This is a genomic window from Paenibacillus sp. RC21 (assembly GCF_044907935.1).
Taxonomy (GTDB): domain Bacteria; phylum Bacillota; class Bacilli; order Paenibacillales; family Paenibacillaceae; genus Paenibacillus; species Paenibacillus terrae_A.
The window spans coordinates 13,880-39,708 of record NZ_JBIYCS010000007.1; the positions used below are offsets into that span (position 1 = coordinate 13,880).

Annotated in this window: 14 protein-coding genes and 2 pseudogenes; 14 read left to right on the top strand and 2 right to left on the bottom strand. The window is 44.2% G+C overall.

The window, feature by feature from the left end; genetic code table 11:
• Nucleotides 1-8: 8 nt before the first annotated feature.
• From ABIA61_RS20335 to ABIA61_RS20365, 7 genes and pseudogenes are all read left to right on the top strand, one after another.
• Complete coding sequence (locus ABIA61_RS20335; RefSeq protein ID WP_404581180.1) at nucleotides 9-9,566, top strand: amino acid adenylation domain-containing protein; 9,558 nt, start codon at nucleotides 9-11, stop codon at nucleotides 9,564-9,566.
• 101 nt (nucleotides 9,567-9,667) lie between these two features.
• On the top strand, nucleotides 9,668-10,402 hold the full coding sequence (locus tag ABIA61_RS20340) for a response regulator transcription factor (protein WP_283653423.1): 735 nt from the start codon (nucleotides 9,668-9,670) through the stop codon (nucleotides 10,400-10,402).
• Nucleotides 10,399-11,475 (top strand): sensor histidine kinase, encoded by a 1,077-nt coding sequence (locus ABIA61_RS20345; protein WP_283653422.1) that lies wholly within the window; start codon nucleotides 10,399-10,401, stop codon nucleotides 11,473-11,475. The genes ABIA61_RS20340 and ABIA61_RS20345 overlap by 4 nt, the downstream gene beginning before the upstream one ends.
• 139 nt (nucleotides 11,476-11,614) lie before the next feature.
• Nucleotides 11,615-12,391 carry an ABC transporter ATP-binding protein gene (locus ABIA61_RS20350; RefSeq protein ID WP_137060489.1) on the top strand — a complete coding sequence of 259 codons (777 nt, stop codon included), beginning with the start codon at nucleotides 11,615-11,617 and terminating at the stop codon, nucleotides 12,389-12,391.
• Nucleotides 12,366-13,721 carry an FtsX-like permease family protein gene (locus tag ABIA61_RS20355; protein WP_283653421.1) on the top strand — a complete coding sequence of 452 codons (1,356 nt, stop codon included), beginning with the start codon at nucleotides 12,366-12,368 and terminating at the stop codon, nucleotides 13,719-13,721. The genes ABIA61_RS20350 and ABIA61_RS20355 overlap by 26 nt, the downstream gene beginning before the upstream one ends.
• 58 nt (nucleotides 13,722-13,779) lie before the next feature.
• Nucleotides 13,780-15,243, top strand: a complete 1,464-nt coding sequence (locus ABIA61_RS20360) for a serine hydrolase domain-containing protein (protein ID WP_404581181.1) — start codon at nucleotides 13,780-13,782, stop codon at nucleotides 15,241-15,243.
• Between the two features lie 439 nt (nucleotides 15,244-15,682).
• Nucleotides 15,683-15,994: pseudogene (locus tag ABIA61_RS20365) on the top strand (SDR family oxidoreductase); the annotation flags it as partial.
• Between the two features lie 57 nt (nucleotides 15,995-16,051).
• Here ABIA61_RS20365 and ABIA61_RS20370 read toward each other — a convergent pair.
• Entirely contained in the window at nucleotides 16,052-16,435 is a 384-nt protein-coding gene (locus ABIA61_RS20370; RefSeq protein WP_283656332.1) for a winged helix-turn-helix transcriptional regulator, read from the bottom strand.
• A gap of 149 nt (nucleotides 16,436-16,584) precedes the next feature.
• Here ABIA61_RS20370 and ABIA61_RS20375 point away from each other — a divergent pair.
• Nucleotides 16,585-17,456, top strand: a pseudogene (locus ABIA61_RS20375) (SDR family oxidoreductase).
• 287 nt (nucleotides 17,457-17,743) lie between these two features.
• Here the strand turns inward: ABIA61_RS20375 and ABIA61_RS20380 are convergent.
• The gene (locus ABIA61_RS20380) at nucleotides 17,744-19,096 is read right to left on the bottom strand and encodes an alkaline phosphatase (protein WP_283653417.1); all 1,353 of its coding nucleotides are present in this window, start codon (nucleotides 19,094-19,096) and stop codon (nucleotides 17,744-17,746) included.
• Between the two features lie 515 nt (nucleotides 19,097-19,611).
• Between ABIA61_RS20380 and ABIA61_RS20385 the strand changes: the two genes are divergently transcribed.
• From ABIA61_RS20385 to ABIA61_RS20410, 6 genes are all read left to right on the top strand, one after another.
• Entirely contained in the window at nucleotides 19,612-20,007 is a 396-nt protein-coding gene (locus ABIA61_RS20385) for a hypothetical protein (protein WP_404581182.1), read from the top strand.
• A 269-nt stretch (nucleotides 20,008-20,276) separates the two neighbouring features.
• Entirely contained in the window at nucleotides 20,277-21,002 is a 726-nt protein-coding gene (locus ABIA61_RS20390; RefSeq protein ID WP_283653415.1) for a FadR/GntR family transcriptional regulator, read from the top strand.
• Nucleotides 21,003-21,050: 48 nt separating this feature from the next.
• Entirely contained in the window at nucleotides 21,051-22,247 is a 1,197-nt protein-coding gene (locus ABIA61_RS20395) for a M20 metallopeptidase family protein (RefSeq protein WP_404581183.1), read from the top strand.
• A 57-nt stretch (nucleotides 22,248-22,304) separates the two neighbouring features.
• A complete protein-coding gene (locus ABIA61_RS20400; RefSeq protein ID WP_404581184.1) occupies nucleotides 22,305-23,858 on the top strand; it encodes an ABC transporter substrate-binding protein in 1,554 nt (517 codons plus the stop codon).
• A gap of 85 nt (nucleotides 23,859-23,943) precedes the next feature.
• Nucleotides 23,944-24,861, top strand: a complete 918-nt coding sequence (locus ABIA61_RS20405; RefSeq protein WP_044644592.1) for an ABC transporter permease — start codon at nucleotides 23,944-23,946, stop codon at nucleotides 24,859-24,861.
• A 17-nt stretch (nucleotides 24,862-24,878) separates the two neighbouring features.
• Complete coding sequence (locus ABIA61_RS20410; protein WP_283653413.1) at nucleotides 24,879-25,811, top strand: ABC transporter permease; 933 nt, start codon at nucleotides 24,879-24,881, stop codon at nucleotides 25,809-25,811.
• Nucleotides 25,812-25,829: the final 18 nt, after the last annotated feature.

The window sequence follows — 25,829 nt, forward strand, 5'->3', positions numbered from 1 at the left end:
TTGATGTCATGTACACACAATGGGAGGTATATAAATTGTCTATTTTCAAGGAACATGAACTGTATTGGGAACAAATGCTCAGTCCCGAGGATCGGATGAACATGTTACCATATTCCAGTCTGAATTCAAAAGAAGCTGACGCTGGCTCTATTCCCCGTTTGCATCACATGTCTTTTTTGTTATCCGCGCAAGTTTCTGAGCGTATCCTGTCTATGTCCAAGGGTACTCCTATGGCTATTTATTTAATTTTGCTGGCTGGCGTGGAGTGCCTGATATATAAATATACCGGGGAAGAGCAGATCATTGTAGGCATGCCGGCTTTACAGCAACAAGCTACTACAGAGCTTCCAATGAACGAATGCCTTCCTGTCAAAACGAGGCTGAGCCGATCCAGTACGTTTAGATCCGCTTTTTCCGGGCTTAAAAAGACGGTAACAGAAGCGCTTGAGCATCAAAATCTTCCATTTCGAAAAATGGTGAAAAATCTGAGCCTCACATATACACCGGATCATACTCCTGTTTTTCATACCGTTGTTTCCTTACGCCATCTTCATGTGGAGTCATGTGACGAACGGATTTCTTCTGATGCATGGTTTCAGTTTGAGCATGTAGAGAATAGCATTCAATTAACATTGTCCTGTAACGCGGATTTGTACGATCCCGCGTATATGAATCAGCTCGTACAGCATTTGGAGCACATACTGTCTCTTATTTTATTTGAGCCGGATTTGCACTACGGCAGTGCGGGATTGTTGTCCTCCAGTGAAGCGGAACAATGGTTAGCATTATTTAATAACACTGCTATCGAATATCCTGAGGGAAAAACGATACACCAACTGTTCCGAGAACAAGCAGAGCGCACACCGTACCATCTAGCCATTGTCATGGAAAGTGTACAGATTACATATCGTGAGTTACATGAACGCTCTAACCGTCTGGCGCGCACTCTAAAGTCCAGAGGAGTTGGAAAAGAACAATTCATCGCTCTGATTACAGACCGTTCTATTGAGATGGTTGTAGGTATTTTAGGTATCCTGAAGGCAGGAGGCGCGTATGTTCCTATTGATCCTGCATACCCGGAGCAGCGCGTGAAGTATATGTTGACTGATTCGGCAGCAGACATGGTTTTAATTCAAAAGCATGTTTCCGTCCCGTCAGACTACAGCGGAGAAGTTGTTTATCTCGATGAATTAGCTGCATATGATGAAAATACTGCTGATCTGGATGATACAGGTAATACGCATTTGGCCTATTTAATTTATACCTCAGGCACAACTGGCACTCCTAAGGGAGTGATGATTGAGCACCATAGCATCACCAATACCCTGCAATGGAAAGCACAGTCGTATGCATTCACGGAAGAACATCGTGTTTTGATGATGAGCAACTTTGTGTTTGACTCCTTTATTACACATCTGTTCGGTCCGCTTATTTCAGGGTCTACCATCTATTTGCTTGATGGACAGCAGAGTGCAGATGCTTTTGCAATTAAGGAGGCGGTTGGACGCTGGAAAATCACTCATTTGCAGAGCACTCCGCAATTTTTGTACCGTATTTTGGACATGATGGATGTCCGGGACGTATCTTCATTAAAAAATGTAGTAGTCGGTGGTGAAAATATCACCCCAGCGCTTATCCGTCATTTAACTGGACTTAACGAGCAGATCGAGATTTGCAATGAGTACGGGCCAACTGAAAATAGCGTCATCACTACTATGCGGAGAATGGGTGCTACAGACCAAGTCATTTCCATCGGGAAACCTATTGCCAATACTACAGTTTATATTTTAAATAGGGAGAATCAGCTTCAACCTGTCTATGCTCCAGGCGAACTGTGTATTAAAGGGCCGGGTCTTTCAAGAGGTTACCTCCATTTACCGAAGGAAACAGCGGAGAGATTTACGGAGGACCCTTTTGTTCCTGACGGCCGTATATACAGAACAGGTGATTTGGCACGCTGGCTACCTGACGGCAGCATTGAGTACCTTGGACGAATAGACGACCAGGTCAAAATCCGCGGTTATCGGGTCGAACCAGGCGAGATCGAAGAAGCTCTATTAAGCATGCCCTTTATTCGGGAAGCCGTGGTAGTTACACACGTAAATGGGGAAGGTATTCCTCATTTGTGTGCTTATGTTGCAGGCAGTGGAGAATTCCGTACGTCAGATATCCGGAGCGCCCTGTCGGAGAAAATCCCGGAATATATGATTCCTGCTTTTATTGTGAAGCTGGAGCAGATGCCTCTGACACCTAACGGAAAAGTGGATCGTAAAGCGCTCCCTGCTCCCGAAGAACAAATTCAGCGTGGAAACGAGGACTATATGGCTCCTCGGACCGCTGTAGAGGAGACGCTTGTTACGATTTGGCAAGCCGTGCTTGGCGTATCTCCCGTCGGCATCCAGCATCATTTTTTGGATCTCGGCGGTGATTCTATTAAAGCGATACAAGTATCCTCCCGGTTATACCAGGCTGGCTACAAAGTAGATGTAAAGGATTTATTCAAATATACAACCATTGAATTGTTAAGCCCACATGTCCAAAAGGTTAGCCAGACAGCAGACCAAGGAGAAATCAGCGGACCTGTCATGTCTACACCTATTCAGAGATGGTTTCTGGAGCGCCAGACCGAAGACTCTCATCATTTCAATCAATCCTTTATGCTGTATAGAAAAGATGCTTTTCAGGAAGAAGCACTGCATGCAACGTTAAAAGAATTAGTAATACACCACGATGCACTGCGGATTGTTTTTCATGAAGCCGACCCCGGCTATGAGGCCTGGAACCGTGCGGTTGGAGATGGAGAGCTTTACGGTCTGGACGTATTTGACTTTCGTGAACATACCGATGCAGGTGAGGCTGTTGAGCGAGCGTCCAGCCGGATTCAGTCCAGTTTTCAGTTAAATAAGGGGCCTCTTGTCAAAGCGGGATTGTTCCGCTGTATGGATGGCGATCATTTACTAATCACCATTCATCATCTAGTCGTGGATGGCGTCTCTTGGCGTATTTTGCTGGAAGATTTACAGAAGGCTTACGAGCAGGCCGTGAAAGGAGAACGTATTCAGCTTCCACTCAAAACCGACTCTTTCCAGCTATGGTCAAAGCAACTGCAAGAGTATGCGAACAGTCCCGAAATAGAGAAAGAACGTAATTACTGGAGGGACATCAGTACAATTCCGGTATTACCGCTGCCAACAGATTTGGATAGGGGAGTTTCCAGAGTGATGGACAGTGAGGCGGTTGCTGTGCGTTGGACTGCAACCGAAACCGGACAATTGCTAAAATACGCTCATAAAGCGTACTCGACGGAAATAAACGATTTGCTGCTGACAGCACTCGGGATAGCGATTAATAAGTGGAAAGGATTGGGGAAGGTTGCTGTTCATTTGGAAGGGCATGGCCGTGAGTCGATGATTCCCGGTCTGGATATTACACGCACGGTAGGGTGGTTTACGAGTCAATACCCTGTGGTGCTTCAAATAGATGCAGGCGATGAACTATCCAGACAAATCAAACAGACCAAAGAAATGCTGCGGCAAATGACGAACAAGGGCATGGGTTATGGCTTGCTCCGTTATTTAGCTGCTTCGAATACACATGACATTTGCGAAATCCGACCCGATATCAGCTTCAACTATCTTGGACAGTTTGACCAAGACATGGAGAACAGCAGCATCCAACTGTCGCCTTATTCCAGTGGACCGGATATGAGCTCCCTTCAGGAAAGACCTTACACCCTGGACATCAATGGAATGATTACAGGAGGAGTATTGTCGATGGGGATTGGGTTCAGTAGAAAAGACTACAGGAAAGAAACAATGGAGCAGCTCGCTGAATTGATGCATGACAGCTTGCTGGACATTATTACCCATTGCACACAGAAAGCGACATCTCCTGAGCTTACGCCAAGCGATATTATGTTGACCGGGATCACAATGGCTGAGCTGGAGCAACTGACCCGAGATACGGCAGAAACAGGTACAATTGAAAATATATATCCGTTGACCGCTATGCAAAAGGGGATGCTTTTTCACAGCTTGGCTGCTCCTGATTCGGGCTCATATTTTGAGCAAATTACGTTTGATATGCAGGGTGAGCTAGATGTGCGTGTTTTCAGGGAAAGTCTTCGTCAAATCATAGACAGGTACGACATCCTGAGGACCAACTTTTATTTTGGCTGGAGGGATACCCCGCTGCAAGTGGTGTACCGTGAGAAAGAACCGGCCCTTCATGTTGCAGATATTCGGTATATGACGAACGAGGATGCCAAACAGTGGACGGAAATGTATGCAGCCAATGATAAAAAGCGCGGTATGGATCTTGCATCCGATGCACTCATGCGGATTTCCGTATTTCAAAAAGATGACACCATTTACCACGTTGTCTGGAGCTTCCACCATGTACTTATGGACGGATGGTGCGCACCGATTTTGTTTAACGAATTGCTTGAAATATATTATGCCAAGCTTCATCATACTCAACTTGAATTGCCTCCAACAGCTCCTTACAGTGAATATATTACTTGGCTGGAAAGACAAGATCGTGCCAAGGCTTCCCTGTACTGGAAGCAATATTTGGAATATTATGAAGGACAGGCCATACTTCCAGGGGCAGATACAAGTATACATCAAGAATACGAGCTTGCCGAAACCGCAATCGAATTGAGCACAGCACTGACTAACAGTCTGAAACAGCTGGCTAAAGAAAATCATGTAACCCTGAATACACTTCTGCAAACGGTCTGGGGGATTGTGCTGCACAAATATAATGGGGCCCGAGATACTGTATTTGGTAGCGTTGTTTCGGGCAGACCAGCTGAAATCCCCGGCATTGAACGAATGATCGGCTTGTTTATTAATACGATTCCGGTTCGTATTCGCTGGGAGGAAGGAGAGGTTTTCACTCAGCTGCTGCAACGCAATCAGCAGCAGGCTGTGGCATCAGGAGCCTTTGATACGTATCCGCTTTATGAAATTCAATCCCAGCTGGTGCAGAAACAACTTATTACTCATATTATGATCTTTGAAAATTATCCTGTAGAACAACAACTTGAAGACAGCGGCTTGCCAAGCGCGGGTCGTCTTGACATTCTTCACGCTGAAGTTCAGGAGCAAACGAACTATAATTTTAATATCATTGTAGTTCCGGGTGAGAAAATCAGCATCCGCTTCAACTATAATGCGCGTGTCTTTCTTGCGGAAAATGTGAAGCGCATAGGTGAGCATGTGCATCATCTCTTGCAACAGATTGTGGGCAAGCCGGATAGCAAGCTGGCAGAATTGCAGCTTTTGACCGTGGAGGAGACAAGGCAGACACTGGAACAGTGCTATCAGGCAGCCGGGCCTGAATGTACCGAGAAAACGATTCATCAGCTATTTGAGGAACAAGCAGAGCGTTACCCTGATCATATTGCACTAGTGCATGGCGATGTTCAGTTAACGTACCGTGAGCTGAATGAACAGGCAGACAGACTTGCCCAAAAGCTCATTGCTTACGGAGTCGAGCCTGAGCGAATCGTCTGTCTGATGGCTGATCGCAGCCCTGACATGATCATCGGCATGATAGCAATTCTCAAGGCGGGTGGAGCCTACATGCCAGTAGATCCGACGTATCCGCAGGAGCGAATCCGTTATATGTTAGAGGACTCAGGCGTCGATATTTTGCTGCTGCAAAGCCATTTGCAGGAAAAGGTAGCCGCGTTCTTTAGCGGTACGTTCATCGTTTTTAATGATGAAACCTGCCCTCTAAATGATCAGAAGGAGAAATTATCCAGGCAAACAAAACCACGGCTGGCCCATTCGGACTCGCTGGCCTGCGTCATTTATACTTCAGGCACAACAGGCAAGCCCAAAGGAATATTGACAACTCATCGTAACATTATCCGAGTGGTGTATGAGAGTAATTATATTACAATTGAACCAGAAGATCGGATATTACAGTTGTCCAACTATGCATTTGACGGCTCCACCTTTGACATTTATTCAGCTTTGCTTAATGGAGCTGGCTTGGTGCTGATTTCAAAAGAAGCATTGCTGGATATGGATAAGCTGACGAAACATATGGCTGCGCATAATGTCAGCGTTATGTTTGTTACAACCGCTTTATTTAACGTTATGTTTGATGCATATCCGGACCGCTTAGTTTCACTCCGTAAAATTCTTTTCGGGGGAGAGCGTGTGTCTGTAGATCATGTTAGGAAAGCATTGAGTTACCTTGGACCAGACAGGCTTATCCATGTCTATGGGCCGACAGAAAGTACAGTCTTTGCAACCGCCTATCACGTCAATGATATCACAGAACACAAAGCAATCATTCCTATTGGATATCCGGTAAGTCATACGAGCACTTACATTGTGAATGAAGCAGGACAGCTTCAGCCACCGGGTGTACCAGGCGAATTATGGGTGGGTGGAAGCGGACTTGCCCGCGGGTACCTCAACCGGCCGGAACTGACTTCCGAAAAATTTATTCCCAATCCTTTCTCCCATGGAGAGAGAGTCTATCGAACCGGAGATTGGGTAAAATGGCTCCCGGACGGTGCGATTGAATATCTGGGCAGAATAGATCATCAAGTTAAAATAAGAGGTCACCGCGTGGAGCTTGGAGAGATTGAAACTCGACTCTTAAGTATTGAGCAGATTCAGGAAACCATTGTCATTGCCAGAGAACAGGAAGGCGGGACCAAGCAGCTGTGTGCTTACTACACAGGTAGTTCTACCCTGACACCGGAACGTGTAAGAACGATATTGAAACAGGACATGCCTGCGTATATGATTCCGGCCTTTATCATTAAGCTTCCAGCCATGCCACTGACTTTGAATGGAAAAATTGACCGTAATGCACTCCCTGCTCCTGAAAATAGTGTGAAAACACCTGGAAATGGATATGCAGCACCACGAACGGAAATAGAGAGCTTGTTGGTTGAAATCTGGCAGCAGATTCTGGGAGTGCCACAGGTAGGTATCCATGATGATTTTTTTGATCTGGGAGGGGATTCGATTCAATCGATTCAGGTATCTTCCAGACTGTCTCAGGCCGGATTCCAGCTGGAAATGAGACATTGGTATACGAGTCAGACGATTGCAGAGTTAAGCGTACATGTGGAGCAAGTGAATGATAAGGTAGATCAAGGTCCAGTGAGCGGCACGGTTCGATTAACCCCCATTCAGCGGTGGTTTCTGGAGAGCCCGGATAGTGTAAATCCTCATCATTTTAATCAATCCATGCTCTTTGCCGGGGTTGATCGTCTGGATCTGGAAGCCATTCATCGGGTCATGCGGCGTATAGCGGAACATCATGATGGACTGCGGACCGTATTCCGCCGGAGCGGTGAACAATACATTCCTTATATTCGGCAAGTCGATGAAGGAGAGCTCTATACGCTGGAAGTCAGGGATTGTATCCAGTTAACCAATCCAGCTACTGCTATTGAGGAAGCGTCCAACCGGGTACAAAGCAGCATTCAATTGGACATTGGCCCATTAGTTAAGCTGGTTCTGTTCCGTTGTAATCCTAGCGACCATTTGCTGATTGTAGTCCACCATCTTGTTATGGACATGGTATCCTGGAGGATTTTACTGGAGGACATTACATCAGGGTATGAGCAAGCGGTCAACGGGCAAGTCATAACTTTCCCTCCCAAAACTGGATCCTTCCAAAACTGGGCGGAGGCGCTCCATGCTTATGCATACCAGCCGCAGTTGCAGCACGAGCGTGCGTATTGGCAGGAGGTTGCGTCCCAGGGAAGTCAGCCGATTCCTAAGGATTACACGGAGCAGACTTCCCTTGTCAAAGACACAGTGACCATCACTATAGAGTGGTCGAACGAAGAAACGCGGCAACTGCTTACACAGGTTCATCAAGCATATGATACAGACATTCAAGATTTGCTGCTCGCTGCATGGAGCCAGGCACTGTACCAATGGAAAAATCTTTATCAGACGATAATACATTTGGAAGGTCATGGCAGGGAGGCAATCATTCCCGGAATTGATATCACACGCACAGTTGGCTGGTTTACGAGCCAATATCCGGTCAGACTCGTGGCAGATGCGAACGATGATATCTCACAGCATATATTGAAAACAAAGGATCATTTACGCCAGATTCCGAATAAGGGTATCGGCTTTGGAATACTGCGCTATATATCCGATTGGGCGCAAGAGTTCAAAGACGCCATACAGCCGGAAGTCAGTTTTAATTATCTTGGACAGTTTGACCAGGAGCTGCAGTACAGTGCGATTGGTATTTCACCATATTCCAAAGGAAATGATGTAAGTGAGATGCAACAAAGACGCTATGTACTGGATATTGTCGGCAGTATCACCTCCGGCAAGCTCACACTGGCTATCAGTTATAGCACAAAACAGTTCCAGAATGTATCCATTCAACGGCTTGGAGACCTTATGAAGGACAATCTGCGAACGATCATTAAGCACTGTGTTCGTCAAGGTGATAACCTTCGTATACCTTCTTCTGAGGATATAAAGTATACAGGCTATATGGAAAAACCAAACGAATTTGCTGACAGATTGCTTCATTCTCCTTGGATGGATGGTGTGACAGGAGCTGTTTTGGTTTTGGTTCAAGATAACAAAATTGTTGTGAATCAGGGGTGCGGTTATACCGATCTGACACGTTCTACTAAGGTAGATCCGGCTACTACGCTGATGAGGGTCGGCTCCATCAATAAAATATTTACATCGGTTGTTATCCGGCAATTGGCAGAGCAGGGGAAATTAGATATAAATGCAAAGGTCCGTTCTCTCATCGAGGACATTGACATTCCTGGACCGTTTAACGAGTCGTTAACTTTGAAGCATCTACTGAATTATGAATCCGGTTTGGATCATCCGGATTCGGGGATGGATGACCTGATCAGGGGTGAAGTCCCTTTGACTATGACATTGAAGCAGTTTATCCATAAGTATATGCCTGCCGTTGTTCATATTCCTGGGGAACAATATCAATATAGCAACTTTGCTTACATTATTCTGGGGTACATCATTGAACAAATTACAGGCATGTCATGCGGGCAATATGCCCATAGCCACATCCTTCAGCCGCTCGGGATGAACAGCAGTAGTTTCACATTGCCAGCAGAATGGTCAAATAGATTAGCGAAAGGTTACCATCCTGACCAGCAGCTTGTTCCGGCTTACCTGTATAGCCCAATAGACACGGCCACAGGAAGTATGGTGTCCACTGGGGACGATATGGCCCGTTTCATGCTTGCGATGCTGGGGGAGGGGGCTTATGGTGGTAGTCGTATCTTAAGCCGAGAGTCGGCTCAAGCTTTAATGTCCGTAAAACCGGACATTGAAGCAGGCAAGCCTTACGGACGAAACGGATTCGAGATGAACATCCATCCAGAATACGGAAGCGAACGTATTTTGGTTAAGAGCGGCAACTTTCCCGGCTTTAGTGCGTTGATGTGGCTGCTTCCGGACCAGAAGACCGGAGCCTTCCTGATGTGCAATCAAAGTATAGTAAATAAATTTGAACTGTTCGAAGCATTTGCAAATTATTTTTGTTCGTCTGCTAGTAATAGAAAGAAATTATATGTGTAGTGATAAATAACGGGATTTAATGGGTATAACATTCATTTTAGCCGCCATCCTATGGCGGCCTTTTTGTACGAAAGAGAAAGCATTGAAAAGGAGGAAAAGCTTTGTACCGAATTTTTATCGTAGAGGATGACGACAAAATCAGTCGTATTTTACAGAAGAATATGGAAAAGTATGGATTTGAGTCTGTTTGTGCAGAGCATTTCCGGGAGCTCTTGCCGGAGTTGGAGGCTTTTGCTCCACATCTTGTATTACTGGATATTAACCTGCCCTATTACGATGGTTATTACTGGTGTCGTCAAATTCGTTCCCGTTCCAGTATTCCTATTATATTCATATCGGCGAGAGCTGGAGAAATGGATCAGGTTATGGCCATCGAACATGGTGGTGACGATTATATTACTAAGCCAATCCACCTGGACCTGTTGATGGCAAAGGTGAAAAGTGTATTTCGGCGGGTCTATGGGGAATATGCGATTGGCGGCCAAGTACATCTTGCACAGCAAGGGGCACCGCAACCTGACTGGAATGTGAACGGTCTTCAGCTTTACAGCAGCCGTAATGAGCTGGTATGGGGGGAGAGACGGATGCAACTGACCAAAAATGAACAATTGCTTTCGGAATGTTTTCTCCAACATTCGGGTCAGGTTGTTACCCGTGAGCAATTGCTTGAAGCGTTATGGGATGATGTACAGTTTGTTGACGACAACACTTTGACGGTAAATGTGACACGATTACGGAAAAAGCTAGAGGAGTTGGGCCTGCCCAAAGCCATTGAAACGGTTCGCGGACAAGGGTACAAGCTGGATGTAGCTGCTGAAATGCGGGAGGAATTATGAGGAAAGGGCCTAAAATTAATTTTATTCGGGACCGTTTCATATATATCGGTCTGTATTTGATTGTTATTGCATTGGGAGTAGGCTTTATGCTACTGGAAAAGGCACATCAGCCTGGGCGTGATGACATGGGTTCAATTCCTTATTTTATTATTTTATCTTCATTTTTGCTGATCAGCTGCTTAATATTTGATTACATACGCCAACGTCGTTACTATGCGCAGCTGCGAGGTGCTCTTGAACGCTCTGATGAATTGCAGGCGACAATCATCGTTCAATCCTCGATTACCAGTGAACAACGGATGATTACATTCCTGCTGGAACAACAATACAACGCTTATATGAACGAGCTTCACAATTACCGTCGTCAGCAAGAGATGCACAATCATTTTGTCATGCAATGGGTGCATCAGATGAAAACACCATTATCCGTAATCGACTTGCTAGCTCAAGAGATGATACGGCAAAAATACTCGAAACCAGTGGACATGAAGCAGCTCTCGCTGAGTGTCCAAGAGGAAACCGAGCGTATGACCAGCGGACTGGAAATGATGCTGTATACAGCCCGCCTGAACAAGTTTGAAATCGATTTGCATCTTCGTACCACGGCTCTCCACGAGTTAATCCGCTCGGTGATAAACGCACACAAGCGTCTTTGTATAAGGAATTCCATTTTTCCCAGTATTGATGGTGAAATGTGGATTGAGACGGATGAGAAGTGGATGACTTTCGTGCTAAACCAGTTTGTCAGCAACGCGATTAAGTACAGTAAAAGTAAATCAGGGAACAAGACGCTCAAGTTTTGGCTTAAAGATAATGGAATGGGGGGAGGAATCCTTAGGGTCACAGATGAAGGGATTGGTATAGCAGACTACGATCTTCCCAGAATTTTTGACGCTTTTTTCACCGGCGAGAACGGACGGATGGCGGGTGAGTCAACGGGCATGGGCTTGTATTTGGCTAAAGAGGTATGTACCCGGCTTGGACATGGTTTGTCAGTTACGTCTGTGTTAGGCAAAGGGACAACGTTCACGATCACTTTTGAGAACAGTGGAATTCATATGATTCACAATTAGATTACTGAGCAAAGTGACAATAATGTAAGGTAGCTTTATGCAAATTGTAAGAGAAATCGATGGGGCCACACGTGAGTGTACAGCTATACTAAAGCTACAAATGACATTTAATATTTTTTTAAAGCGGGAGGATAACTGAATGAGTGTACTACGTGCTGAAGGGCTTGGGAAAACCTATAGTTCTAAAGGAAATATAGCTTATAAAGCACTGGAAGATATTAATTTGCATATTGAATCCGGAGAATTCGTCGGCGTTATGGGACCCTCAGGCAGCGGAAAGACAACTCTGCTCAATCTACTGGCTACGATAGACAGTCCTACGTCAGGACAAATTGAAATTGGAGGTATTAATCCGAATCGACTGAGTGACCGGAAATTGGCTTTATTCCGTCGCCGCAAGCTCGGTTTTGTCTTTCAGGATTTTAACCTTTTGGATACTTTGTCTTTAAAGGAAAATATTATTTTGCCCTTGGTGCTGGACGGCACTTCTACGCAACTTATTGAACAGCGTCTCAAGCCACTCGCGGAATGGCTGCAAATCGACAGTATTTTGTCCAAACGTACACATGAAGTGTCTGGTGGTCAAAAGCAAAGAGCAGCCATTGCACGGGCCTTCATTCATGAGCCCTCACTGGTGTTGGCTGATGAATTGACAGGTAATCTGGATTCTAAAGCAGCCAAAGACGTCATGGATGCTCTCAAAGATATGAACGAGCGATTGCACGCTACAGTACTTATGGTTACACATGATCCTTTTTCTGCAAGCTATTGCCAGCGAATTGTCTTTATTAAAGACGGAAGGCTGTTTTCCGAAATACGCCGCGGTGCGAACCGTCAGGCTTTCTTTCAACAAATTTTGGATGCGCTCAGCGTCTTGGGAGGGAATTTTGATGACGTTCCGTTCGCTCGCATTTAGTGGCATTCGGGGAAACTGGCGCTCTTACAGTGCATTTTTTATGAGCAGTGTATTTTCTGTTATGATTTTTTACATTTACGCTTCATTTCTTGCTCATCCCGACGTCGTCAACGGTCATATTATTGCAGCAGATAAGGTAAGGCAGGGCATGATTTTTTGTGAGTATATTATCGTTGGTTTTTCCTTCCTGTTTGTGTTGTATGCCAACTCAGCCTATCTGAAAACAAGAAAGCAGGAGTTTGGTCTTTATTCGCTGTTCGGAATGACACGTATGCAACTTCGCAAAATGGTCATTTATGAAAATATGATGATTTCCGTTTTGGCCATCGGGTGCGGAATCGTACTTGGTATGCTGTTCAGCAAACTATTTTTTATGGCTCTCGCTGCGTTGCTCGATATGAAGGAGCCGATTAAGTTCGCTGTACCTTTGGAGGCGGTGTGGTTCACAGTTGGGGGATTTCTAATTTTATTCACTATAACATCTTTGAGCACAGTGTTCAGAATAGGAAGAACCGAGATTGTTGATTTATTCAAAGCCTCACGCCGCTCTACGGGCGAACTGATCTATTCTCCGTGGCTGGTGGCGCTCTCAATTGTTTGCCTGGCAACTGGATATGGTATCGCTATGACGTTCAACGGATCCAATTTTTATTTGTTGGATGCTCAAGCATTCATCTTGATGACACTGCTAATTTTGATTCCTGTCACATTAGGAACGTATTTATTTTTTTCCCAGTTTAGTGTTTTGCTGCTTAGCTTTATTCGAAAACGCCATCAGATTTATTATCATCGAACGAATATGGTCATTGTTGCACAGCTTGGTTACAAGATCAAAGACAATGCACGGATGCTGTTTATGGTGTCAATTCTCAGTGCAGTCATTTTAACGGCTTCCGGTGCTTTCTACATTCTGGTCAAATCCGTTCAATATGAATATTTAAAGGAAATCGCTTCACTGACTATGTTTATCGGTATGTTTATCAGTCTACTGTTTTTTATCGCCTCAGGAAGTATGATTTACTTCAAGCTTTTCACAGAACTTCAGGAAGATCAGGCTCAATTCAGAGCATTGTTGCGTATCGGAATGACAGAGCAGGAAATTCGTAAAATCGTGGTGACACAATTAGCGATTATCTTTTTTGTCCCTTGTATTGTGGGTATTTTTCATGCTCTGTTCGCTATGAAAGCTTTAGAAAACATTTTGACATACTCCAATTGGAGTTATTCCTTTGTTGTTATTGGTGTATACCTTATTATGCAAACCATCTATTTTCTGCTTACCTGCCACGATTACATGAAAAGTATGATGCAAGGAGCTACATTGCAGTAGCATGATCATAAAATTAAACAGTAAGGACGTTACCATGAAAACTTTGGTGCTTTTACACTTGTGGAAAGCTGTAATTATAATTCCATTTACGATTGTCTGCTTGCTTATTCCGCTTTCGGTACATGCTCAACCTGCAGAGGACAGTGTGGATACCGCTCAGATTGATCAATTTGTGAATTCGGCGATGAATGAATTAAATATTCCAGGGGCTTCACTCGCAATCGTCAAAGAGGGTCGCATTGTTTATATGGAAGGATATGGGGTATCAGGGCCGGATAGCTCTCCGGTGACGCCGCAGACACCTTTCGTCCTCGGTTCAACGAGCAAATCCATTACAGCCATGGCTGTAATACAGCTAGTAGAAAAGGGTAAAATTCGACTTGATGACCCAGTTCAATATTATTTGCCATGGTTTCGCGTAGCAGATCTAGAAGCTTCCAGAAAGATTACAATCCGGGAACTGCTAAATCAAACCAGTGGATTGTCTACTTATGCAGGGGAGAGTACATTAACAACGGGCGATGAATCCATCGAGCAGCATATCCGGAGTCTAAAGCATGTCCAGTTGACCGCGCCGGTGGGTTCTGTATTTCAATACTCGAATTTGAACTATAACATTTTGAGCGGTGTCATTCAGGCTGCTTCCGGTCAATCGTATACGGAATATGTACAACAACACATTTTCAAGCCGCTCCATATGAAACATAGCTATACTTCGCCTGACGAAGCCCAAAAAGACGGACTGGCAACCGGGTATCAGCCTGTATTTGGTTTTATGCTCCCGACAAAGCAGCTTAATCATGAAGGTACTGTAGCCTCAGGGTATTTAATCTCTAGTGCCGAAGATATGGCACATTATTTGACGGCACAGATGAATGAAGGGCAGAATGGGAATCCCCCCGTTTTGTCGGTAAAAGGCATTAGAACTTTACACAAACCCGTTGCTTATATGGGTGGAGGAAGCTATTATGCTATGGGCTGGGTCGTGGATAAGAATGGTATTTCTCATAATGGCGCTACCGAAAATACGTACTCAAAAATGATAATTAATGAAAACTATGGAGTCATCCTGCTTGTCAATTCACTGGATTATTTGGACTTACAATCGTATGACAAGATCATGACCGGCATCAACGCCATATTGAATGGAGGAGAAACACCTCAAATTGGGATGTCAGACTTAGAGAGAACTATTTTTTTGCTTGTAAATTGGGTATGTCTTACAATTCTCGCCATTCTTGCTCAGTCTGTATTCGGTTTGTTTAATTGGAAAACCCGTTCCCGAACGACTTTAGGGCGTTTGCTTCACATTGTAAGTATCCTTTTCTTCCATGTGCTGATTCCATTTCTGTTATTAATGACACTCCCCAAATTGCTGGTTCCTTGGCCTGTTATTAAACTGTTCTTACCTGGTCTGGGACATGTCATTTACTTTATTCTTATTTTATTGTTAGGTGTCGGTGTTGTAAAAACGGCACTTGTGATGCGAACTATTCTAAAGAAAAAACATCATTTAGTATAATGGAAGCCCTCAATGAAGAATCCAGCATGAGCTCAATCTTACCAGCTTGGAGAGAAGGTTGACATCACAATTGAAATGTGGCCGACGGCTTGGCATACAAAACTGCCCAGCAAACGTTATTTGTAGGCGTAGGGCACAACAGTTATATTGAAATACATTATTAAAAATGATTTAAATTAGGTCATCAGGCTAATTGATGGCCTTTTTACATAAGTTACTGACCAAAACTTAGATAAAAAAGAAATGGATTCACACCGTCTGGAAACACTTCTTCCTGAATTTTCGTCTGAAGTTAAAACCGGAGATATTATAGTAGTCGGAAAAAATTTTTGGATACGGTTCTTCAAGGGGAATGGCCGTAACAGCGATTAGCGTGCATGAAGTGGAATGTATCATTACAAAGCGAGGGTATCCCTAAGGAGACTCAGGGGCCGCATACGGTCTTTCTAAACTGGGGGTTCTACTCATGGTTGAAGATCAAGCATGGGAGTGGGAACAAAAAGGCGCACGTATTGTTTCTCTCTCGCCAGGCATAATTAATACCCCTATGGGGCGACAAGAAGCCGATCAGCAGGAGATGATGAAGCTGATGATCGCTAATAATCCGATTGGCAGAGAAGGCGAAGTAGATGAGATCGCCTCAGCTGTTAATTTCTTGTGCAGCAGTGAAAGCTCATACATTACTGGTACTGATCTATTGGTATATAGTGGTTCAAATGCAAGTATTTCTCGACTCAAGAAAATAAACTAACAGTAATAAGTAGCATTACTTAGTGGATACTTAACAGGGCTTTACATCACACTACAACTAATCATTTTGTGAGAAATAGTTGTGTTCCTCTATTTTTTTCTTCATAAATTCTTTTCCCCACTCTTTCATAGTATCCAGTACCGTAATAAATCTTATTCCCTGCTCTGTTAGCGAGTACTCTACTTTAGGAGGAACCTCTTTATACACTTCGCGGTGTACCATACCATCCTCCTCCAGTTCTCTCAATTGTCTTGTTAATATTCCTTTTGATATCCCCGTTAACAACTTTTGAAGCTCGCTAAATCTTCTTGTTCGCTGGCTTAGGTGCCATAAAATAATAATTTTCCATCTTCCGGCGATTACGTTTTGTGTAAGTGTCAAATGACACAGTACTTCTTGATCTTCAGGAGGCGGTTCTCCTTGGAAATTAAAACGAGCTATCGTAATTTCCCCTCTCATTTCATAACGGTATTATTTTTGTGACTAAGTCATTAAATTGTGCCTACTTCTATTATGCTGACTATGATTATATTATATACCCAAGCAACACGAATGATAATTAACAAGACAAATTACACGGAGGAAAATCCATGAAAATTCTAGTTACAGGTGCAACGGGAAATTTAGGATCTAAAGTTGTGGAATCCTTAATAGAAACTGTACCAGCAAACAATATAGTGGTTAGTATTCGAAATGCAGAAAAGGCAGAATGGTTCCAATCTCGTGGAATTGAGGTTCGATACGGGGATTTTGATAAGTCCGAGACATTAAAATCTGCATTTGCAGGATTGATCGCCTCCTCATTATTTCTACCTTTGGTGATCACGAAACAATCATGAGACAACATACCAATGCTATAGAGGGGGCTCAACGTGCTCAAGTTAAATTTATCGTCTATACCAGTGTAAGCAAAGCAAGTGAAAGTGACTTTTTCTTAGCCATACCACACTACGCTAGAGAAGAAGTTATATTGAAAACAGGTATCCCCTACTCATTTTTGCGAAATAATTGGTATTTTGAAAATGAAGTTGGAAGTATTCAAGGTGCTATGGCAGGAGCACCTTGGGTCACATCTGCTGGAAAAGGGAAAGTGGGCTGGGTACTTCGAAAAGATTTAGGAGAGGCGGCAGCAAAAGTATTGGTTGGTGAAGGGCATGAAAATACCGTTTACGAGCTGTCAGGTAGATTAATGACTCAAGAGGAATTTGCTACCGTTCTCAGTGATGTATTAGGTAAAGATATACCTGTACAACAAGTAGATGACGCTACTTTTGCAGAAATGATGAAAGGAGCTGGAGTACCCGAAGCCTATATTCCGATGCTTGTAAACACCCAAAAGGGCTTTCGTAATGGTGCATTAGAAGTTGAGAGCAACGACTTAGAAAAACTTCTCGGTCGTCCAGTTACTCCCGCTAAAGAAGCTCTAACTCAAATCATCGATGAAATTCGTAAGTCAGTATAATTTTCATTAATTTTCTTATGTGAATAGGCTTATGGAGGAGTTAGGAATTGCAGATCGACATCGGTTGAAACAATGTATGTGGAAATATAAGGGGCTCGGTGAGTTCGGACTTCTGGATCAGCGAGGACGACGAAAGGACTCTACCCTTATGATATCGGAAATGTGGACGAGGCACAAAGGAGAATTCAAGCCTATATTCAAAATCTATAACCAACATCGACCGCAACGAAGATTAAATAAGCTGCCTCCGGTTGAGTACCGGAAGCAGCTTATTTTCTTTTGTTATTTTATTTGTTTTTTTTCAGAATATCAAAAATGATCTTTGCATTATCTGTATTGTCGATAAGTCCCGCAAACAATTCTTTCCCTGGCCCGTAAGCATAGACTGGCACATCTTCTCCAGTATGACCACCTGTTGTCCAGCCAGCAAATGAACGAGTGTTGAAGATGGCTTCAATGGCATTATCGATTTTAACTTCGTCCTTTGTAGCAGAAGCAGTTTTGACCGATTGAACTTCACTTTCTGTAAGATCTAAGGAGATATATTTCTTAAGTGTATCTTCAACGCTTGCGCCAGCAACAATTTCTTTAGCCATAAAATCTGGTGTGCGCGTTGCTGCTTTAATTGGTGCTGCATTAAAGTTATATTCTCCATTTGCACCGACCGAAAATCCGCCGGTAGAATGATCAGCAGTTGCAACTACTAATGTATTGCCGTCTTTCTTGGCAAAGTCGATCGCTGCTTTAAATGCTTTTTCAAAATCCGCCATTTCACTCATGGAAGCAACCACGTCGTTGTCATGACCTGCCCAGTCAATTTGGCTTCCTTCAACCATCAGGAAGAAACCATTATCATTTTTATTTAATCGGCTGATTGCAGCATTAGTCATATCTTCTAAAGAAGGTGTTTCTTTGGCACGATCGATTGCTTTATCTAGTCCACCTTGGGCAAATAGACCGAGAATTTGATCGTTTTTATTGTTCAGCAATCCTTCCCGGTCAGTGACATAACCGTAACCGGCTTTCTTGAACTCTTCAGTTAAGTTTCGGTCTTTACGTACAAAATTGCTTAGCCCACCACCAAGCAGGACATCCACCTTGTGCTTTCCATTAATTTTTTCATCAAAGTAATCATCAGCAATAGCGTTCATATTTTTACGGCTAACATCATGTGCGCCAAATGCTGCAGGAGTAGCATGAGTGATCTCAGATGTTGCAACCAAGCCGGTAGATTTCCCGTTTTCCTTGGCTTGCTCTAATACCGTTTTGACATCAGTTTTATCGTTATCTACGGCAATGGCAGCATTGTATGTTTTAACACCAGCAGACATTGCTGTGGCAGCTGAAGCGGAGTCTGTTATATTTTGAGCCTCATCTTCCGGATACGTCGTTTGAGCACCTACAAGATACTGATCAAACTCTGTTTTTTCCATGAGAGGGGTTGCCGGGTTATCTTTCATATACCGATAGGCAGAAATATATGATGGACCCATGCCATCACCAATTAAAAAAATTACATTTTTAATTTTTTGTGTGTCTGAAGCTGCTTGTGTAGAAGCTCCTCCTGACACAATGCCAGTAATTGTGATTGATGACACCATAACGATAGGTAATATTTTTTTGAAAAAATGGCCTAACATAAAGTACCCCCTATTATTTATTCGTAGATTACCGATGATAATCGGCTAACACATAGATAATATTAGTATTCGTATATGAAGGGAAAGATAGTTTTATGTAATCAAAATGTAAAGAGGAAGAAAAAGAAAGGAGAGCCATATCATTTTTTTTGGAAAAGCACCACTGGTTGAGTAGGGGATGACGTGTTCAAAGTATTTTATAAAAAAGAGGCTTGACTTTTGTTTGATTTTAGGCAGGTACTTGACAGGCATGTGGTATATTGAAAAAAAAGTTCAAACATCTACTAATGCTGGAGGTATATAGTGTATCAATACAAGGATCAGGAATATGAAGGTGTTCATTTTGATGGACACTAAGCTTTGAAGTGAATGGAGGTTTTTGTATGGTACCGTCTAGAGAACTTCTTTTTTATCCAATGTATGGCGTCTGCTCTATGGAGACTGGGGAGGAGAAAAGTGACTTACAAGATCTATTGAGTTGTTATAGCTTGTATTTTCCAAAACAAGAACTACACATGTTAATTCCCAAACAGAGAGCACAACAAAAGGGCATTCGTCCGTTGTCCAATGTAGATTCCATACTGAGTTCAAGGGCTCTATTTTTTGGAGAATATGCTCGATTGCCCTTTAACACGTCTGAACGTCGTATCGTTCTGCAAGCCAGGATCGTGTCGGGGTGTCTTCATGACCATTTTGGCATAATCAGGGATATGATTTGTGCCAAAGGCTACAATCTCAAACTGAATTCTCATGACAGGTCTATTCTAAGCTTGGCACGAGAGATGCTGGAAAGCGAGCTAATGTATGTTTTGAATATTTCAGCAGACGATGCCAGCACGTATTTAAGAGAGGATATTGAAAAGCGTCAGCGTGACTTCAATACTCAGAGGTATAGCTCGGTTGACAACTAGAACCTTTAGATTTTGATTATAGATAACCGGCCAAAGATTGGGAGTAGAATTTTCGGCCTTTGTCATCCCGCAAAAATGTGAAATATTAAAGAAGCAGCTCTATAAAGGGGCGCTTCTTTATATTTATTACAAAATCATTCATTAATATTAGAAAAAAAGTATTGCATATAGGTTTACTAGGCATTATGATAACAACAGATTTATATTTTTTCGTTCTTTAAAAAGGTATAAGGTTTAGACCTTAAAGATTTATGGATCGGAGTGTTCGTATGATAATCCAATCTCCTCTGCGCTTTGAGAAAGTATCAGCTAAAAAAGTGAGTGATTTTATTAGAGAGCAGTTGGAAGAGGCTATTATTCTAAAAGAGTTGCTTAGCGAGGAGCAGCTACCAACAGAGCGGGAACTCGCAGAGATATTTAATGCCAGCAGAATTACAGTCCGTGAGGCGCTATCCCAATTGGAGTCGAAGGGACTCATTGAGAAGAGAGTAGGTGCCAAGGGAGGGACCTTTGTTCTTCCCGTGACAGCAAACTCTCATAAACGTACCCGAGCAGAAATCGCAAAAGATTGGGAGCATATGTTGAAGGTCTTTGAATATCGGATGATTGTGGAACCTGAGGGTGCTTTTTTAGCGGCTGCGCGGATCACCACAGATGAACTGGACTTGCTTCAGCGTTATCTGGATCAGAGCATTGAAGCGGACTGTACTCGCGAATGGTTTCGGGCCTTGGATGTAAAGTTTCATTTAGCCATTGCCAAGGCATCGGGCAACCCATTTTGTGAAGCCGCTGTGAGGCAGATTCGGACCAAAATTAACCCATCGCTAGATCTCATGCCCTATGACGATCAGATTCGGACGGTGAACTACGACGTCCATACGGAAATTCTGAGTGCACTTCGGGCACGGGATGCTGAGAAGTCGCGGGAAGTGATGAGGCACCATATCGGACATTCCGCAGACGCCATTTATGCAAGACTGGTTGCAAAAGGCTAGTCGGTACTATACAGAAAAAATAAGATGATTCGAGCGGGGATGATAAAAATGAATATAAATGAACTTTTAGCATTATCCAGACCGCTTCAAGATCAGCTGATTGCTTGGCGCAGAGACTTTCATCGCCATCCTGAAACCGGTTATGAAGAGGTTCGTACATCGGGAATTGTGGCTGAACACTTACGTGAACTTGGGCTGGAAGTGATAACAAATGTAGGTAAAACCGGGGTTGTAGGTCTGTTACGAGGAAAAAGCCAGGGTCCTACAATCGGTCTAAGGGCAGATATGGATGCTTTACCGATTCAGGATGAAAAAACGGTTCCCTATCGGTCACAGATTCCGGGAAAGGCACATTTATGTGGGCATGATGCCCATACCGCAATACTGATGGGAGCCGCGCAGTTACTTACGAAGCTGGAACGGCCTGAAAGAGGAAATATCAAATTTGTCTTTCAACCAGCAGAAGAAGGTTTAGCCGGGGCCAAGGCTATGATTGATGATGGTGTGTTGGAAAATCCAAAAGTAGATGCGATGGCAGGACTACATATGTTCCCGGGTCTAAAGACAGGAACGCTTGGGGTCAGCAAAGGGGTAGCTTTTGCCTCCGCAGATAGCTTAACGATTAAGATTATAGGCAAAGGCGGTCATGCTGCCCGTCCGCATGAGGGGATAGACGCGATTGCCGTGTCCGCGCAGGTTATTTCTGCCCTGCAAAATATACCAAGCCGTCTGGTTGATCCGCTTGAGACCATTGTCATTACGATCGGAAAAATTAGTGGTGGCTACATGGGGGCAGCCATTGCACCGGAAGTCGAGATGATCGGCACCGTGCGAACTTTGTCGGCAGAGTTGCGCAGCCGGATGCCTGAACTGATCGAACAGGTAGTCCGTGGAGCATGTGAATCGTTCGGAGCCGGATATGAGTTGAATTATCGGCTTGGCTACCCGGTTGTTCAGAACGACCCGGATATGGTTGATTTAATGACCGAAACCAGTGAGCAACTGTTTGGCTCCAAGGAGTGGAACTACATCAAACCGTCAACAGGCGGGGAAGATTTCGCTTTTTATTGTGAGCAGGTACCCGGTGTTTTCTTCCGGTTGGGCTCGGGGAGAGGAGATGAAGATACAAGCTATCCATTGCATCATTCCAAGTTTGATTTGGATGAATCGGTACTGCCTTATGGAGTAGCCATGATGTCGGCCATAGCGCTGAATTTTTTGAAACAAAATAAAAATCGGGTTTGAGACGCTCAGAAGCAGCTGTGTGGCAATATACAACCTCAATGGACTGGAGTGGACAAGATGAATAGACATAAGTGGTTTACAAGCGGGATTACGTTACTGATTGCAGCAATTATCCTGGCAGGCTGCGGTGCCCCATCCACAGGCGGTAGTAAAGACAGTGCAGCATCGACATCGACTGACAGTAAAGTGCTGACGATAGCGAATGCTACGGATATTGAGAGCTTTGATCCTCATAACAATAACAACACGGCAAGTGAAGCTGTTCTGGTTAACGTATTTGACTACTTGTTGAAAAATGATAGTCAGCAGAAGAAAGTACCTGGACTCGCAACTTCTTGGGAAAAGGTAAATGATACGACTTGGCGTTTTCACTTGCGCGAAGGGGTTACCTTCCATAACGGTGATCCATTCACGGCGGAAGATGTGAAGTATACGATAGAAAGAGTTGCAAAGGATAACACGCTCAAACAAAATTCCTACTTTAAAAATATTAAAGAAGTGAAAGTGGTGGATGAACATACAGCAGATATCATAACCGACGGGCCAGATCCGCTGCTGCTCAATCGTTTATCCAAAATGGGAGCTGGGATCTTACCTTCCAAATATATTGAGAAAAATGGGATAGAGGCATTCCTTAAAAATCCAATCGGTACAGGCCCTTATAAGTTTAGTCAATGGATTAAGGATGATCGTGTAGTACTGGTTAAAAACGATAAGTATTATCAAGGTCAGCTGAAATGGGATCAAGTTGTTTTTCGCTCCATCCCGGAAGCCTCTACGCGTGTATCTGAGCTTCTCGCAGGCTCGATTGACATTGCTTCCGGAATCCCTTCCACCGATATAGAACGTATTCAAGGCGAAGACGGCAAAAAAATCGTTAAGGCACCGATTCAGCGAGTGCTGCAATTGATTTTACGTCAAAGCCAAGGCAGTGTTACGGCTAACCCGAAAGTGAGAGAGGCGATAGACCTCGCGATCGATAAAAAGGGAATCGTGGACAGCATCGCAGGCGGTGCGGGGATTGTTACTCGTACTTCCGTTACACCAGGTAATTTTGGTGCCGATCCTTCCTTGTATGAGAAATCATTATATGATCCGACTAAAGCCAAAGAACTGCTGAAGCAGGCCGGTTACACTGGTGAAGGTCCAGAATTAACCTTATCGGTATCCTCAATATACAAAGAGTATGCTGAGGTCGTAGCCGCCATGTTAAATAAAGAAGGCTTCAAAATTAAATTGGACGTACTGGAGCCAAGTGCTTTCAGTGAGCGTTATAGCTCCAAATCCTTCAAAGAAATGTTTATGATCGGCATTGGTAATTCCCTGTTTGATGCTTCCAATAACTATAATCGCTACTTGCTAGAAGAGTCTAAAGGCGAAACGGATTATAACAATCCGAAGGTAGAGAAGCTGTTGCAGCATGCCCTGACGAATCTGGATACAGCCTCGCGTGAAAAAGAGTATCAGCAAGTGCAGCAGATATTGGCTGAAGATCGTCCGGCCGTCTATCTTTTCCAAATGGAAGGGATTTATGGCACTGGTAACGGTGTGAATTTCCAACCGAGAAGTGATGAGATGTTCTATGCAGAAGATATTACACCTGCAAAATAAAACGAGAAGTGAACGGGCGGGGACCTCAATGAAGGTTCCTGCCCGTCCTTTTAAAAAAAAGCCTGCTGGTTATGGAGGTGACGGATTGAAAACTTATATCGCCAAATCGCTGCTGCAGGTGATTCCTGTACTGCTGATTGTCTCTCTGATTGTATTCATCCTGGTGAGGGTAACCGGGGACCCTGTAGCCCTGATGCTGCCGGAGACCGCTACAGCTGAGGACCGTGCAGTACTGACACAAGCGCTTGGGCTGGATCAGCCATTATATGCACAATACATTAAATTTATTGGCAGTGCCTTACAAGGCGATTTTGGCACCTCGTTTCGCTATGGTGAATCGGCTTTGCCATTAGTGCTGGAACGGCTGCCTGCCAGTTTTGAATTAGCAGTAGCCGCCATGTTTTTTGCGGTTATCATCGCAGTGCCGTTGGGCGTCATCTCAGCAGTCAAACGTAATACCTTTACCGATTTAATCATTTCCAGTTTATCCGTAGTCGGAAAGGCCATGCCTAACTTTTGGATGGGGATTATGCTCATATTGTTATTCTCCGTCATGCTGGGGATGCTTCCGGTGTCCGGTCGGGGCGGGATGGAGCATTTGATACTTCCGGCATTTACACTGGGTGTCGGTCTTTCTGCACAGATGACTCGACTCATTCGCTCCAGTATGCTGGACATTTTGAATCAGGACTATATACGAACAGCCCGAAGTAAAGGGATTCTCGAAATCGTAGTGATCGGAAAACACGCTTTTCGCAATGGATTGATTCCGGTCGTCACGATTATGAGCTTGCAATTTACGAGCTTGATCGGCGGCACACTGATTACAGAGACGGTATTTGCATGGCCGGGTTTGGGGCAGTTACTTGTCGTCGCTGTGAATACCCACGACATGGCTATCGTTCAGGCCGCTGTATTTGTGATTGCCTTTATTGTGGTTATCAGCAATATTTTAACCGATGTCGTTTACCGACTGCTTGATCCAAGAATTAAATACAACTAGAGAGGGGAGGAGGAAGTGTGGCAGGTATTCATGATGTACAAGCCCTTGGTCCAGACCCAGACCTGGATGGCAAAAAGCAAGCACAACCGTCTAGTATCGGGCGTATATGGAAGCAACTGTTACGAAGTAAAACCGGAACGGTCGGTGCAATAATCATACTGCTCGTTTGCTTAACGGCACTATGTGCCCCTCTGCTGGCCAGTCACAATCCTGCGGATATTGACCCGCTGAATCGTCTGAAGCCGCCCATGTGGCTGGCAGGTGGGTTGCCGGAGCATTGGCTGGGTACAGATAACCTGGGACGGGATATGTGGAGCCGTATCGTATACGGGGCGAGAGTTTCGCTTATCGTCGGTGTCGGTGCAGTTCTGGTCTCAGGCACTATTGGCGCAATTCTCGGACTCCTCGCCGGTTTTTATGGTAAATGGGTGGATGCCATCATTATGAGAGTTGCCGATGCCTTTTTGGCCATTCCGGCTATTCTGCTGATGCTGGTCGTCTTGGCCGTGGTGGGTCCTGGAATGACTACGCTTATTTTTGTTATTGGCGTTACGAATTGGGTTTCCTATACAAGGGTGGTCCGGGGCGAGGTATTGAGTATCAAGGAACGGGACTTCGTTAAAGCAGCCAAGGCGATTGGCTCAAAAAATAGCAGGATTCTGTTGAAGCACATTTTACCCAATGTCTTGTCTTCGTTCATTGTAATTTCTGGTATGAGCGTGGCGACAACGATTATTATGGAAGCTTCTCTTAGTTTTCTCGGATTAGGGATCACACCGCCAGCAGTGTCCTGGGGTGGCATGCTGAGCGATGGGAGACAGTATGTAGCCACGAGCTGGTGGGTTGCAACGTTTCCCGGTCTGGCGATTACCATCACGGTCCTGGGCGTCATTTTCCTCGGTGACTGGCTTCGAGACGTGTTAGATCCCCATATGAAAGCGAAAGAATAACAGAAAGCGGGGGATCGG

What these genes read in the sequence shown, in the direction of transcription:
- ABIA61_RS20400 (WP_404581184.1), top strand. Translation starts at nt 22,305, where the DNA reads ATGAATAGACATAAGTGGTTTACAAGCGGGATTACGTTACTGATTGCA.
- ABIA61_RS20395 (WP_404581183.1), top strand. Translation starts at nt 21,051, where the DNA reads ATGAATATAAATGAACTTTTAGCATTATCCAGACCGCTTCAAGATCAG.
- ABIA61_RS20350 (WP_137060489.1), top strand. Translation starts at nt 11,615, where the DNA reads ATGAGTGTACTACGTGCTGAAGGGCTTGGGAAAACCTATAGTTCTAAA.
- ABIA61_RS20380 (WP_283653417.1), bottom strand. Translation starts at nt 19,096, where the DNA reads ATGTTAGGCCATTTTTTCAAAAAAATATTACCTATCGTTATGGTGTCA.
- ABIA61_RS20355 (WP_283653421.1), top strand. Translation starts at nt 12,366, where the DNA reads ATGACGTTCCGTTCGCTCGCATTTAGTGGCATTCGGGGAAACTGGCGC.
- ABIA61_RS20345 (WP_283653422.1), top strand. Translation starts at nt 10,399, where the DNA reads ATGAGGAAAGGGCCTAAAATTAATTTTATTCGGGACCGTTTCATATAT.
- ABIA61_RS20390 (WP_283653415.1), top strand. Translation starts at nt 20,277, where the DNA reads ATGATAATCCAATCTCCTCTGCGCTTTGAGAAAGTATCAGCTAAAAAA.
- ABIA61_RS20385 (WP_404581182.1), top strand. Translation starts at nt 19,612, where the DNA reads ATGTTAATTCCCAAACAGAGAGCACAACAAAAGGGCATTCGTCCGTTG.
- ABIA61_RS20335 (WP_404581180.1), top strand. Translation starts at nt 9, where the DNA reads ATGTACACACAATGGGAGGTATATAAATTGTCTATTTTCAAGGAACAT.